This is a genomic window from Pannonibacter sp. I15F10I1, assembly GCF_900185665.1.
Lineage (GTDB): Bacteria > Pseudomonadota > Alphaproteobacteria > Rhizobiales > Stappiaceae > Pannonibacter > Pannonibacter indicus.
In genome coordinates this window covers 235,626-249,710 of the sequence record NZ_FYAN01000026.1, presented here as the reverse complement: position 1 = coordinate 249,710, position 14,085 = coordinate 235,626, and the positions used below count along the sequence as shown (strand labels likewise).

At 64.2% G+C, this 14,085-nt stretch carries 13 protein-coding genes; 8 read left to right on the top strand and 5 right to left on the bottom strand.

Annotation, left to right across the window (positions count from 1 at the left end):
- Positions 1-77: 77 nt before the first annotated feature.
- From mltG to fabD, 5 genes are all read right to left on the bottom strand, one after another.
- Positions 78-1,244, bottom strand: a complete 1,167-nt coding sequence (gene mltG / locus IF10I1_RS14455) for an endolytic transglycosylase MltG (RefSeq protein WP_050473280.1) — start codon at positions 1,242-1,244, stop codon at positions 78-80.
- Between the two features lie 242 nt (positions 1,245-1,486).
- The gene (gene fabF, locus IF10I1_RS14450) at positions 1,487-2,749 is read right to left on the bottom strand and encodes a beta-ketoacyl-ACP synthase II (protein ID WP_050473279.1); all 1,263 of its coding nucleotides are present in this window, start codon (positions 2,747-2,749) and stop codon (positions 1,487-1,489) included.
- Between the two features lie 65 nt (positions 2,750-2,814).
- Entirely contained in the window at positions 2,815-3,051 is a 237-nt protein-coding gene (locus IF10I1_RS14445) for an acyl carrier protein (RefSeq protein WP_050473278.1), read from the bottom strand.
- Between the two features lie 249 nt (positions 3,052-3,300).
- Positions 3,301-4,038 carry a 3-oxoacyl-[acyl-carrier-protein] reductase gene (gene fabG / locus IF10I1_RS14440; RefSeq protein WP_058899881.1) on the bottom strand — a complete coding sequence of 246 codons (738 nt, stop codon included), beginning with the start codon at positions 4,036-4,038 and terminating at the stop codon, positions 3,301-3,303.
- A gap of 77 nt (positions 4,039-4,115) precedes the next feature.
- Entirely contained in the window at positions 4,116-5,063 is a 948-nt protein-coding gene (gene fabD, locus IF10I1_RS14435; protein ID WP_186393335.1) for an ACP S-malonyltransferase, read from the bottom strand.
- A gap of 523 nt (positions 5,064-5,586) precedes the next feature.
- Between fabD and rpsF the strand changes: the two genes are divergently transcribed.
- The 8 genes from rpsF to purF all read left to right on the top strand — a co-directional run bounded on the left by rpsF (position 5,587) and on the right by purF (position 14,081).
- Positions 5,587-6,018, top strand: a complete 432-nt coding sequence (rpsF, locus tag IF10I1_RS14430; protein ID WP_019966100.1) for a 30S ribosomal protein S6 — start codon at positions 5,587-5,589, stop codon at positions 6,016-6,018.
- Positions 6,019-6,023: 5 nt separating this feature from the next.
- Entirely contained in the window at positions 6,024-6,272 is a 249-nt protein-coding gene (gene rpsR / locus IF10I1_RS14425) for a 30S ribosomal protein S18 (RefSeq protein WP_050473275.1), read from the top strand.
- Positions 6,273-6,431: 159 nt separating this feature from the next.
- Positions 6,432-6,995, top strand: a complete 564-nt coding sequence (rplI, locus tag IF10I1_RS14420) for a 50S ribosomal protein L9 (protein WP_122520185.1) — start codon at positions 6,432-6,434, stop codon at positions 6,993-6,995.
- Positions 6,996-7,281: 286 nt separating this feature from the next.
- The gene (locus IF10I1_RS14415) at positions 7,282-8,766 is read left to right on the top strand and encodes a replicative DNA helicase (protein ID WP_123194385.1); all 1,485 of its coding nucleotides are present in this window, start codon (positions 7,282-7,284) and stop codon (positions 8,764-8,766) included.
- Between the two features lie 484 nt (positions 8,767-9,250).
- Positions 9,251-10,408, top strand: a complete 1,158-nt coding sequence (gene alr, locus IF10I1_RS14410) for an alanine racemase (protein WP_208977441.1) — start codon at positions 9,251-9,253, stop codon at positions 10,406-10,408.
- Position 10,409: 1 nt separating this feature from the next.
- Positions 10,410-11,828 carry a DNA repair protein RadA gene (gene radA / locus IF10I1_RS14405; protein WP_186424551.1) on the top strand — a complete coding sequence of 473 codons (1,419 nt, stop codon included), beginning with the start codon at positions 10,410-10,412 and terminating at the stop codon, positions 11,826-11,828.
- Between the two features lie 60 nt (positions 11,829-11,888).
- Positions 11,889-12,530, top strand: coding sequence for a CvpA family protein (locus tag IF10I1_RS14400; RefSeq protein WP_050473270.1), 642 nt, complete (start codon positions 11,889-11,891; stop codon positions 12,528-12,530).
- A gap of 48 nt (positions 12,531-12,578) precedes the next feature.
- Positions 12,579-14,081 (top strand): amidophosphoribosyltransferase, encoded by a 1,503-nt coding sequence (gene purF, locus IF10I1_RS14395; RefSeq protein WP_019966107.1) that lies wholly within the window; start codon positions 12,579-12,581, stop codon positions 14,079-14,081.
- The last annotated feature ends 4 nt before the right edge of the window (positions 14,082-14,085 follow it).

The window sequence follows — 14,085 nt, the reverse complement described above, 5'->3', positions numbered from 1 at the left end:
CCCCCCGGAACCGGTTCAGGAGACAGACGCCGGGCTGCAAGCACAAGCTGCGGGCCCGCCGTCTGTCTCCTGCCGGTTCAGTTCTGTGTTGCCGGAGCAGCCTCTTCCGGCGCGGGCGCCTCGGGAGCGGCCTCGCTGGCGGCGGCACCGTTGCCACCGGCCTGCTGTGCCCGGCGGGCGCGCTCGATCTCGCGCCACTTGCGCACATTGGCCTGATGCTGCTCATAGGTTTCGGCAAAGACGTGACCGCCGGTGCCATCGGCAACGAAATAGAGATCCTTCGTCCGCGACGGGTTGGACACCGCTTCCATGGCCGCACGGCCCGGATTGCCGATCGGCCCCGGCGGCAGCGCACGGATCTGATAGGTGTTGTATTCGGTCTTCTTGTCGAGATCGGCGCGGGTGATGGCACTGCGGTCGGTGGTCCACGCGTCGCCGCCATAAAGCCCGTAGAGAATGGTCGGGTCAGACTGCAGCGGCATCGACTTGTTCAGCCGGTTGACGAAGACACCGGCAACGCGCGGGCGCTCATCGGCGCGAGCCGTTTCCTTCTCGACGATCGACGCCAGAATGACCAGCTCTTCGGGCGTCTGCACCGGCAGGCCTTCAACCCTGCGCGCCCAGATTTCCGCCAGAAGCTTGGTCTGCGCCGCCTGCATCTGGTTGAGGATCTGCTGACGCGAGGCCCCGCGCGTGAATGTGTAGGTCTCAGGCAGCAGCGCCCCTTCCGGCGGGATGTCCGTGATCTCGCCGGTGAGAATCTCGTTCTCGCGCAGACGCCGGATCACCTGCGCCGTGGACCAGCCCTCGGGGATGGTGACGGAATAGACCACCGCCTTGCCTTCCACCAGGTCCGTCATCACGTCGCGCATGCTGGAGCCGGCCTTGAACTCGTATTCACCGGCCTTCAGCCGGGCCGCATTCTTGTAGGCCCGCACACCCAGGTTGAACACCAGACCATCGGTGATCACGCCATTGCGCTCGAGGATATCGGCAATGCCGCCGAGGCCCTGGCCGGAGGAAATGATCACGGTCTTGTCTTCCGTCAGAGGACCAGCCGCATCGAACTCCTGCTTGCCCCAGTAGATGCCTGCACCAATGGCAAGAATCAGGATGACGGCGCTGGAAAGCACCAGATTGATCAGGATGACAATGGGATTGCGCGCATGGCGCGACCGCTGGGGCGGTTCTGGCGCCCGGTCGGGCTGGATGGCCTCGCGTGGGCTCTTTGGCTTGACACGCATGGTCGCTCGCTCCTTCGGATCCTGCCGCCCCCGGCGCCCCGCAAAGAGGGCCCGCAGCAGATTGTCAAGGGTGTGAGGGAGACCCGCACGGCACGGCCGTCAGCCCCTCCCCTCTCGTTCAACTGCGGCCAGATGGCCGGAAGCACTCCGGCCCGGTTCTGTGACACCGCCCGGCTCCGCCGCAGATCAAGGGATTAACCTTGTCAATGCGGCGAAACGAGGAAATCGTGACGGGAGGGCTGTCAGCCCTCGACGCGCCGCAGGATCAGCGAAGCATTGGTGCCGCCAAAGCCGAAGGAATTCGACAGGGCAACATCAATCTGCTTCTTGCGCGGCTGATGCGGCACCAGATCGATCCGGCTCTCGACGGACGGATTGTCGAGGTTGATCGTCGGCGGCGCAATGTTGTCGCGGATGGCGAGGACAGAGAAGATCGCCTCGACCGCACCGGCAGCACCCAGAAGGTGGCCGATGGAGGATTTGGTGGAGGACATGGAGATCTTGTCCGCCGCATCACCCACCAGACGCTCGACAGCGCCCAGCTCGATGGTGTCAGCCATCGTCGAGGTGCCGTGGGCGTTGATGTAGTCGATATCGGCTGCCGTAATGCCGGCACGCTTCATCGCTGCGCTCATGCAGCGGTAAGCGCCGTCACCATCTTCGGACGGAGCCGTGATGTGATAGGCATCGCCCGACAGGCCATAGCCGATGACTTCGGCATAGATGGTCGCGCCGCGGCGCTTGGCATGCTCGTACTCTTCAAGCACCACCACACCTGCGCCCTCGCCCATGACGAAGCCGTCACGGTCCTTGTCGTAGGGGCGCGAGGCCTTTTCGGGTGTGTCGTTGTAGAGGGTCGACAGCGCGCGGCAGGCGGCAAAACCTGCCAGAGCAAGACGGCAGACCGGAGATTCGGTGCCACCAGCCACCATGACATCGGCATCATCAAGCGCGATGAGGCGGGCCGCGTCACCGATCGCATGCGCGCCGGTGGAACAGGCCGTCACGACGGCATGGTTCGGCCCCTTGAGGCCGTGGCGGATGGAAACCTGACCGCCGGCCAGGTTGATCAGACGGCCGGGAATGAAGAACGGGCTGAGGCGGCGCGGCCCCTTGTCCCGCAGCACATGGGCTGCTTCCTCGATGCCCTGCAGGCCGCCGATGCCGGAGCCGATCAGCACGCCGGAGCGGATCTGCTCCTCGTACGTCACGGGCTTCCAGTTTGCATCGGCGAGCGCCTGGTCGGCAGCAGCCATGGCGTAGACGATGAAATCGTCGACCTTGCGCTGCTCCTTGGGGTCCATCCAGTCGTCGGGATTGAAGGCCCCTTCGACTGACGGATCGCGCGGGATCTGACAGGCAATTTTACAGGCGAGATCCTCGACTTCGAAGTTGCTGACGCGCTGCGCAGCACTCTTGCCCTCAAGGATCTTCTTCCACGTCACGTCAACGCCGCTACCATGCGGCGTCACCATGCCCATACCGGTAATAACTACTCGTCTCATCAGCCCGCACATGTTTCGGGTGGAAGCGTCGCCGCTTCCCCCCACAGGTCACGAATAACCGGAGATTAACCGGCGTTCTTTTCGAGGAACTTGACCGCGTCGCCGACGGTCAGGATCGTCTCGGCTGCATCGTCGGGGATCTCGACGCCGAATTCTTCTTCGAAGGCCATCACCAGCTCGACGGTGTCAAGGCTGTCCGCGCCGAGGTCGTCGATGAAGCTTGCAGCTTCGACGACCTTGTCGGCGTCGACGCCCAGGTGCTCGATAACGATCTTCTTAACTCGTTCCGCGATATCGCTCATTTTATTTACCTCGGTGGTTTTTACGAACCGGACACACGCTGCAGGATGAACCGGACCTCAGTCTTCGCACAGCCTGCTTACGGGCGCTACCCGGACAAGAGCAACGGAAGGCCCATGAAATCAAGCCATTCCGTCAGTCTTTCCAGAATAATCGGCGGCTAGGTATCACACTTTATCAGGCTTGACCAGCCGCCGCCCCTGGAGTGGACCCGTGTTTTCCGCCAATGGCGTAAAACACGGATTCCAAAGTCAAATCATGGCCATGCCGCCATTCACATGCAGCGTCTGGCCGGTCATGTAGGCTGCCTCGTCGCTGGCAAGATACACAGCTGCACCGGCAATTTCCGCAGCCGTGCCCAAACGGCCTGCCGGAACCGATCCGAGAATCGATTCCTTCTGCTTGTCGTTCAGCACGTCCGTCATCGCGGTTTCGATGAAACCGGGCGCGATCGTGTTGACCGTGACATTGCGGCTGGCGATCTCGCGGGCGATGGACTTGTACATGCCGATCATGCCGGCCTTGGCTGCAGCATAGTTGGCCTGGCCCGGGTTGCCTGTGACGCCAACCACGGAGGCAATGCCGATGATGCGGCCATGGCGGCGCTTCATCATGCCCTTGATGGCCGAACGGCAGATGTGGAAGTTGGAGGTGAGGTTCACTTCCAGCACCTGATCCCACTCTTCATCCTTCATGCGCATGAAGATGTTGTCGCGGGTGATGCCGGCGTTGTTCACCAGAATGTCGATCTGGCCCATGGCTGCTTCCGCTGCCGGAACCAGCGCTTCCACGGCGGCGCGGTCGGAAAGGTTTGCGGGGACGACATGCACCCGCTCCTTCAGATCGGCGGCCAGCGCCTCCAGCTTTTCAGCGCGCGTGCCGGACAGGGTCACGGTGGCGCCCTGTGCGTGCAGCGCGCGGGCAATGGCCTCGCCGATGCCGCCGGTGGCGCCGGTGACGAGAGCCGTCCTGTTGGTCAAGCTGAACATCGTGATGTTTCCTTCCAGTTTCCTGTCAGCGGTGCAGCCCGGCCAAAGGCCACGGCAGCGCCGCATATGATCCGCTGTCAGCCGTTCAGGCGCTCCAGCACGGCATCCACATCGCCCGGCGTGTTGACGGCAAGGCCGCCCGCATCCTTGGCAATGCGCTTGATCATGCCGGTCAGAACCTTGCCTGCGCCGATCTCGACGAAAGTATCAATCCCCTCGCCCGCAAGCCACTCGATGGATTCGCGCCAGCGCACCGTACCGGTGACCTGCTCCACCAGACGGCTGCGGATTTCCGCCGGATCCGTCACCGGGCGCGCCAGCACGTTGGCAACCAGCGGCACCTTCGGCGCATGAATGGTCACGCCCGCCAGCGCCTCAGCCATGGCATCGGCAGCGGGCTGCATCAGCGAGCAATGGAAGGGCGCGGACACCGGCAGAAGCACGGCGCGGCGCCCGCCCTTGGTCTTGGCAATTTCAAGCGCCCGCTCCACGGCCGCCTTGTGGCCGGAGACCACAACCTGCCCCGGAGCATTGTCATTGGCCGCCTCACAGACCTCGCCCGGAGCGCTGGCTTCCGCCGCAACTTCGCGGGCAACATCAAAATCAAGGCCGAGCAGCGCCGCCATGGCGCCAACGCCCACCGGCACGGCAGCCTGCATGGACTGACCGCGCAGGCGCAGCAGACGGGCCGCATCACCGATGGACAGGCTCCCAGCAGCCGCAAGAGCGGAATATTCGCCGAGCGAATGACCGGCGACATAAGACGCAGAGGCCTTGAGGTCGATGCCGCGCGCTTCCATCACGCGCAGCGCCGCAAGGCTGACGGCCATCAGCGCGGGCTGAGCATTGGCCGTGAGAGTCAGTTGGTCCTCGGGGCCATTCCACATGAGTTCGGAGAGCTTCTCGCCGAGCGCCTCATCCACTTCTGCAAAGACGGCATGTGCCTCGGCGGAGCCTTCCGCCAGTTCCTTGCCCATGCCCACGGCCTGGCTGCCCTGACCGGGGAAAATGAATGCAACGCCCATAATGCGCGGCCTCCGTCGCTTGGCACCGGCTCTGGAGCGGCCGGCTGTTCTCAACTCATGATGCAAGGGACGGGAAGACAGACGGGCGGAGAAACCCGCCATTCGATATGTCCCCGCCGCCCTCTTGCGGCAAAATGATCCGCCGCTATGGTCTGGCAGACAGGGCCATGTCAAGAGCATATGCCCCCCGCACCGCAGCGAAAGCGGCCAAAGTCCGTGGGAAACTGCCCGCAGCATGCGGCCGAAACGCTGACGAGAGGCCAGCCGGCGCCCTGCTCCGCTCCGTTCGCCGGCTGTGATTTGATGCAGTCTGCGCTTGCATTTGCGGGCGCCTTCTATATACAGCGCCACTATCCGGAACCTTGGCTGGTGGCTGAACGGAAGGATGCGCAAGCATCAGGGGCGTCAAACTCCCGTCTTCCCGTGTCTCCGCTCTCGTAGGACTTTACGTACCTTTCCGTAGGCACGTTGAGGCTTTGCGCCAGGTTTTCCCGGATAGACGCTAGAGAAAGGCAAGACACACATGCCGCTTTATGAGCACGTGTTCCTGGCGCGCCAGGACATCTCGACCCAGCAGGTCGAGCAACTCGTTGAACAGTACAAGGGTCTGATCGAAGCCAACGGTGGCAAGGTCGGCAAGATCGAGAACTGGGGCCTGCGCGCGCTGGCTTACCGGGTCAAGAAGAACCGCAAGGCCCACTACACCCTGATGAACATCGAAGCTCCGCATGCCGCGGTTGCCGAAATGGAGCGTCAGATGGGCATCAACGAAGACATCCTTCGTTTCATGACCCTGAAGGTCGAATCCCACGATGACGAGCCGTCTGCCATGATGCAGAAGCGCGACCGTGATGACCGCCGCCGCCGCGACGACAAGTTCGGCAGCGACCGCCCGGCCCGTGAGCCCCGTGGTGAGCGGAGCGAACGCGCTCCCCGCCGTGCAGAAGCGGAGTAATTGACATGCCTGAAATCGCACAGATCCCGACGCGCCGTCCGTTCTTCCGCCGCCGCAAGACCTGCCCGTTCTCGGGCGAGGGTGCTCCGGTCATCGACTACAAGGACATCCGTCTGCTGCAGCGCTACATTTCCGAGCGTGGCAAGATCGTTCCGAGCCGCATCACCGCGGTCTCCGCGAAGAAGCAGCGTGAGCTGGCCCGCGCCATCAAGCGCGCCCGCATCCTGTCGCTGCTGCCCTTCGTCATCAGCTGAGATCACGGCTCACGCCTGATCTGAAAGACGCGGCCTGCCAGCACCTGCTGCGGGCCGCGCCGGACTCTTGAGGGTCCGGCATCCCGGATTGGGGCCGGCGGGTTTGTGGACCGGCTTCTAACCGCCCGAGAGGCGGGACAGACCGACTGGAGAAATCCCATGGAAGTCATTCTTCTGGAACGCGTGGCCAAGCTTGGCCAGATGGGCGACAAGGTGCGCGTGCGCGACGGTTACGCCCGTAACTTCCTGCTGCCGCAGGGCAAGGCGCTGCGCGCCAACAAGGCAAACCTTGCCAAGTTCGAAGCCGAGCGTGCTCAGCTCGAAGCCCGTAACCTGGAGCGCCGCAAGGACGCCGAGGCCGTTGGCGAAAAGCTGGCCGGCCAGAGCTTCATCGTGATCCGTTCGGCTGCCGAAACCGGCCAGCTCTACGGCTCCGTCTCCACCCGCGACATCGCCTCCGTGGCGACCGCTGGCGGCTTCAGCGTTTCCCGCGGCCAGGTGCACCTGTCCGAGCCGATCAAGACGATCGGCCTGCACACGGTCGCCATCGCCCTGCACCCGGAAGTCGAAGTCTCCATCACCATCAACGTTGCCCGTTCCGCTGACGAAGCCGAGCGTCAGGCAGCCGGTGAGAACCTGACCCTGCGCGAGCAGGACAGCTTCGAGTTCGAGGAAGACGAAGAAGCCGAAGAAGGTGAAGTCGAGGCCGAAGACGAGGAGTAATCCTCTCCGGCCCGGTTTGCCCGGCGCAAGATCAGGCGGTGCCTTCCGGGGCGCCGCCTTTTTCTTTGCCTGTTTTATGGGCGCGCTGACGCGGCTTCCGGCCAATATGTGCGCAGGATATCCACAGCCTGCCCCCAGCCCTTGTCCACATGCACCAGTCAAGGCGCGAGATGACTTGTCCCCGTTGATCTTGCGCAGGCTGAGGATAATTGCCTCCCCTGAACTGCGGCCTTTTCCTGCGCCCTTAACCCCGGTAAACGAAATATGACCGCGACCGGGGGACCACATGAAGGGCACTATCCAGAAGATCGAAACCGCGAGCGAGACCGTGCGCGTCGCTCCGCATAACGCGGAGGCTGAGCGCCAGCTGCTGGGTGCGATTCTGGTCAACAACGAGACCTATTACCGCGTCTCCGACTTTCTGGAGCCGCACCACTTTTTCCTGCCGCCGCACAAGGACATTTACGAGAAGATCGGCCAGCTGATCCGCGCAGGCAAGACCGCCTCGCCCATCACGCTGAAGACCTTCTATCCCGCCGACATCAAGATCGCGGATCTGAGCGCGACGCAGTACCTGCTGCGCCTTGCCGCCGACGCCGCCTCGATCATCAACGCGGAAGATTATGGCCGCATCATCTATGACCTTGCCGTCCGGCGGAACCTGATCCGCATCGGCGAGGACATGGTCAACATCGCCTATGACGCGCCCATCGACATGCCGCCGAACCAGCAGATCGACGACGCCGAGCGGCGGCTGTTCGAACTGGCGGAAACCGGCCGCAGCGAAGGCGGCTTCGTCACCTTCGGCGATGCGCTGACCGAAACGATCCACATGGCCCACGCGGCCTACAACCGCGAAGGCGCCCTGTCGGGCATTTCCTCCGGCCTGACCGACCTTGACCGGCTGATGGGCGGCCTGCAGCATTCGGATCTGATCGTGCTCGCCGGCCGTCCCGCCATGGGCAAGACCTCGCTCGTCACCAACATCGCCTATAACGTCGCCCAGGCCTATCAGGCCGAAGAGCAGCCGGATGGCTCGCTGAAGACGGTGAATGGCGGTGTCGTCGGCTTCTTCTCGCTGGAAATGTCGGCCGAACAGCTGGCCACCCGTATCATTTCCGAGCAAACCGAGATTTCCTCCTCGAAGATCCGCCGCGGCGACATTTCCGAGGCCGATTTCGAGAAACTGGCAGCCGCTGCCCAACACATGCAGACCGTGCCGCTTTACGTGGACCAGACCGGTGGCATCTCCATCGCCTCGCTGGTGGCCCGTGCCCGCCGCCTCAAGCGCCAGCGCGGCCTCGACCTGCTCATCGTCGACTATATTCAGCTGCTCTCCGGCTCGTCCAAGAACAGCGGCAACCGCGTGCAGGAAATCACCGAAATCACGACGGGCCTGAAGGCGCTGGCGAAGGAACTGCACGTTCCCATCATCGCCCTCTCCCAGCTGTCCCGTCAGGTGGAATCGCGTGAAGACAAGCGCCCGCAGCTGTCGGATCTGCGCGAATCGGGCTCCATCGAGCAGGACGCCGACGTGGTGCTCTTCGTGTTCCGCGAGGAATATTACCTGTCCAAGACCATGCCCGAGGAAGGCACGCCCGAATACGAGGCCTGGGTGGACAAGTTCGAGCGCGTCAAGGGCAAGGCGGAAGTCATCATCGCCAAGCAGCGTCACGGCCCGACCGGCACGGCACAGCTGCACTTCCAGGGCGAATTCACCCGCTTCTCGGATCTGGCGCAGGAAGACTATATGCCCGAGCGGATGGAGTAACCCGTCCGGCAAGCCACTCAGAGGCAGATGTTGGCACAGCGTCACCACACACCTGGGCCGCCGCCCCGGACGAAGCGAAGCTGAGATCCGGGGACCACTCGCTCCCGGAGCGGTAAGGTTGAGCGGCAAGGTTGAGGCGCTGTCCAAAGGCTTGTGCGGAACACCACAGCTGGCCCGCCTCAGGAAAACGGCATCTCTCTGGAAATGAGTGGTCCCCGGGTCCTCACTCCGTTCGGCCCGGGGTGACGCCCGAGAGAACTGGAGGGCGCCCCTTCGTTCGCAAGCACCGGATACGGGCGTTTCCCGGTGCGATGTCCAGACAGGACGCATCCGGCACATGCGTCCGAAGACTTGGAAAAAAGCCCGCCAGCCGGTCTATGATGGCCGCAGATATGGGCAAGGTCCCGATTCGCCGCTCCGCGTGGAAACCGCTGCGTGAGGGCTCTGCCTTGCTTTTGGCTTCATGACACAGGACCCGCAGAGCATGACAAGCTCCAGTCACGGGCAAACCGTCATCCCGGCCGGCAGCCGTCTGACGATCGATCCGCTCGCCATCGCGCGCAACTGGCGCCGTGTGAAGGACCAGCTCACGCCCGGCACCCAGTGCGCCGCCGCCGTGAAAGCCGATGCCTATGGCTGTGGCCTTGCCGTCACGGTAAAGCATCTGGCGGAGGCCGGCTGCTCCACCTTCTTCGTGGCTACGCCGCAGGAAGGCGTCACTGCCCGTCAGGCAGCGCCCGGCGCCGTCATCTACATTCTCAACGGCCTGTTCCCGGGCGCAGCTCCCCTGCTGGCCGAGGCAAGGCTGCGGCCGGTGCTGGGGTCCCTGCCGGAAATCGAGGAATGGGCGCTGTTCTGCCGCGAGCGCAAGGTGAAGCTGGAAGCGGCCATCCACATCAACACCGGCATGAACCGGCTCGGCCTCAACGCCCCCGAATGCGAGCGGCTGGCGGCGGATGGCACGCTGCTGGAAGCTTTCACCGCGTCGCTGCTGATGAGCCATCTGGCCTGTGCGCCGGAACCGGCCCATCCGATGAACAAGGCGCAGCTTGCCGCTTTCGAGGCGATGAGCGCGCATTTCCCCGGCGTGCCGCGCTCGCTGGCCAATTCGGCGGGCGTGTTTCTGGGACCGGAGTTCCATTTCGATCTGGTGCGCCCCGGCATTGCGCTCTACGGCGGCCAGATCATCGACCATCCGCCCCTGAAGCTTGAACCGGTGATCCGTCTTGAGGCCCGCGTGCTGCAGGTCCGCAAGGTCCCGGCTGGCGAAGGCGTCGGCTATGGCCTTGCCCGCACGGCGGAGCGCGACAGCCGCATTGCCATGCTGTCCTGCGGCTATGGCGACGGTTTCCTCAGGGGCGCAGGCAGCGCCGACGGCAAGCCGGGCGCATCGGCCTGGGTTGATGGTCACGTCCTGCCTCTGTTTGGCCGGATCTCCATGGACATGCTGGCTGTGGATGCCACCGATGTTCCGGCAGACAAGCTGCGCCGGGGCACCTATGTGGAGCTTCTGGGCCCCAACGCCAGCCTTCAGGCGGCAGCATCGGCGGCCGGAACGATTGATTATGAACTGCTGACGGGCCTTGGAAGCCGCCACGCGCGCATCTACGGGCCGCTGGACGGCGGGACGACCGGAGACTGACATGGCCCGCCGCGGCTCATCCTTTGTGTGCCAGGCCTGTGGTGCGATCACGGGCAAATGGACCGGCCGCTGCGAATCCTGCGGCGAATGGAACACCATCGTCGAGGAGGCCGAAGGCAGCGGCGTCGGCGGCGGCCCCTCCAAGGGCAAGGTCACCCGTGGCCGCGTCGTGCCGCTGGTCTGCCTTTCGGGCGAGGCCAAGGAAGCCCCGCGCTTCCAGAGCGGCATCAAGGAGCTGGACCGGGTGACCGGCGGCGGCTTCGTCAAGGGCTCGGCCCTGCTGGTGGGCGGTGATCCGGGCATCGGCAAGTCCACCCTGCTGATCCAGGCTTCCGCCGCACTCGCCAACAAGGGCCTGCGCTCGGTCTATATCTCGGGCGAAGAGGCGATCGATCAGGTGCGGCTGCGCGCCGAACGCCTCGGCCTTGCCAATGCGCCCGTAGCGCTCGCCTCCGAAACCAGCGTCGAGGACATTCTGGCGACGCTGGAAGCCGGTCCTCCCCCTGCGCTGCTGATCCTTGATTCCGTGCAGACGCTGTGGACGGAGCTGGCGGATTCGCCTCCCGGCACGGTGACGCAAGTGCGCGCCTCGGCGCAGGCCATGGTCCGCTATGCCAAGAAATCCGGCACCGCCATGGTGCTCGTCGGCCATGTCACCAAGGACGGCCAGATCGCAGGCCCCCGTGTGGTGGAGCACATGGTCGACGCGGTGCTCTATTTCGAAGGTGACGGCGCGCATCAGTACCGCATCCTGCGCTCGGTGAAGAACCGTTTCGGTGCCACTGATGAAATCGGAGTGTTCGAGATGACAGGCGCGGGCCTGCAGGAAGTGGCCAACCCTTCAGCGCTTTTCCTCGGCGAACGCTCGTCCAATGCACCGGGTTCGGTGGTCTTTGCCGGGCTTGAGGGCTCGCGCCCGCTGCTGATTGAAATTCAGGCGCTCGTCGCCCCCTCGCCGCTCGGCACGCCCCGCCGCGCCGTGATCGGCTGGGACAGCGCCCGCCTGTCGATGATCCTGGCCGTGCTGGAAGCGCGCTGCGGGGTTCGCTTTTCGCAGCACGATGTCTATCTGAATGTGGCCGGCGGCCTCAGGATCAACGAGCCGGGCGCAGACCTTGCCGTGGCCGCTGCACTGGTCTCTTCACTCAGCGGGCTTGCCCTGCCGGTGAATTGCGTCTATTTCGGCGAGGTAAGCCTCTCGGGCGCCGTCAGGCCGGTGGCCCAGGGACAGGCAAGACTGAAGGAAGCGCAGAAGCTCGGCTTTGACCGCGCCATCTGCCCGGCCGGAAACATCAAGGATGGGACCGGGCCGGAGCTGAGCGCGGAAGGAATACAGGACCTGAGCGCCTTCATCGCCAAGATTGCTGCCAAGGGCAGCGGGCGGGCCGGCGGCGGGGCCCGGGATGTGCGGAACGACTGACAGCAGCAAGGCGCCGCAAGCGGCTGCCGGGACTGCGGGCTACAAGGGTAAAACCGGACGATGCCAATCACGCTCCTCGACGGAATTCTTCTCGTCATCATGCTGATTTCCGCCGTTCTGGCGATGGTGCGCGGCTTTGTCCGTGAAGTTCTCTCCATTGGTTCATGGGTGGCGGCAGCCGTCGCGGCCTATATGCTCTATGGATACGTGCTTCCTTATGCAAAGCAGTACATCAGCAATGACTATGTCGCCCTCGGCGCTGCCATTGCGGGCGTGTTCCTGCTGACGCTGATCATCGTCAGCTACATCACCATGCGCATTTCCGATTTCGTGCTCGACAGCCGCATCGGCGCGCTGGACCGCACGCTCGGCTTCGTTTTCGGCGCCGCACGCGGTATGCTGCTCGTTGTCGTCGGTCTTGCCTTCTTCAACTGGTTCGTTCCGGCGGAGCGCCAGCCCCAGTGGGTGGTTCAGGCCAAGTCCCGTGACCTGCTGACCTCGATCGGCCAGCAGCTGCAGGCCGCCCTTCCGGAGGATCCGGAAAAGACGATCCAGGAGTTCAACCGCTCCAGCCGCCGCAATGCCGATGAGCCCCAAGGCCAAGCTCAGGGCCAACCTCAGGGCGGCAACGAGAATACCGGCTACAGCGCCGCGGAACGTCAGGGCATCGACCAGCTGACGACCAGCGGCACCGGAAACTGATCTTTTTGCCAGCAAGGCTGGCCGCACAACCTCTCAAGGAGCTTCGCCATGTCCGGTCTGACCGACTTCCAGGGCGCAGGGAAACAGTTCCGTTCCGATGATACGGACGACATCTACGGGGACACGCTGCGTGAAGAATGCGGCGTGTTCGGCGTTTTGGGGCATGAAGATGCCGCCGCGCTGACCGCCCTTGGCCTGCACGCCCTGCAGCATCGCGGACAGGAAGCGGCCGGCATCGTCACCTATGACGATAACGAGCAGTTCCGCTCCGAGCGCCATCTCGGCCTCGTCGGCGATCACTTCTCCAGCGCCGAGACGATCAAGCGCCTCGCAGGCTCCGCTGCTGTCGGCCACGTGCGCTACTCCACCACCGGCGAACCGGCCCTGCGCAACGTGCAGCCGCTGTTTGCGGAGCTGGATGGCGGCGGCTTCGCCATCTGCCACAACGGCAACTTCACCAATGGCCTGACGCTGCGCCGCCAGCTGATCCGCGACGGGGCCATCTGCCAGTCCACGTCGGATTCCGAAGTGGTGCTGCAGCTCGTCGCCCGCAGCCGCCAGCCGAAGATCGTCGACCGCTTCATCGAGGCGATCAAGCAGATGGAAGGCGCCTATTCGCTGGTGGCCCTCACCCGCAAGAAGCTGATCGGCGCCCGCGACCCGCTGGGCATCCGCCCGCTGGTGCTGGGTGACCTCAACGGTGCTCCGATCCTTGCCTCCGAAACCTGCGCGCTCGACATCATCGGCGCCAAGTTCATCCGCGAGATCGAGAACGGCGAGGTGATCGTCTGCACCTCCGGCGGCATCGAGAGCTACTTCCCCTTCGGCCGCCGCCCGGCCCGCCCCTGCATCTTCGAATATGTCTATTTCGCCCGGCCCGACTCCGTCGTCGGCGGCCGTTCGGTCTATGACGTGCGCCGCCAGATGGGCGCACAGCTGGCCCGCGAAAGCCACGTGGACGCTGATGTTGTGGTTCCGGTGCCGGACAGCGGCGTCCCCGCCGCCATCGGCTACAGCCAGGAATCGGGCGTTCCCTTCGAGCTGGGCATCATCCGCAACCACTATGTGGGCCGCACCTTCATCGAACCCACCCAGTCGATCCGCACCCTCGGCGTCAAGCTGAAGCATTCGGCCAACCGGGCGCAGATCGAAGGCAAGCGCGTCATCCTCATTGATGACAGCCTGGTGCGCGGCACCACCTCGCTGAAGATCGTCCAGATGATCCGCGATGCCGGCGCGCGCGAAGTGCATTTCCGCCTCGCCAGCCCGCCGATCCGCTACTCCGACTACTACGGCATCGACACGCCGGTGCGCGAAAAGCTGCTCGCCGCCCGTTACAATCTGGAAGAGATGCGCGCCTTCATTGGCGCCGACAGCCTCGCCTTCCTCTCGATCGAAGGCATCTACAAGGCCATGGGGCTTGAAGGCCGCGACAACGAGAACCCGCAGTTCACCGACCATTGCTTCACCGGTGACTATCCGACGCCGCTGACCGACCTGTCGGATGACGTGGAGTTCCGCAAGCCGCCGCGTCTGGTGGAAGTTGGATAAGGCA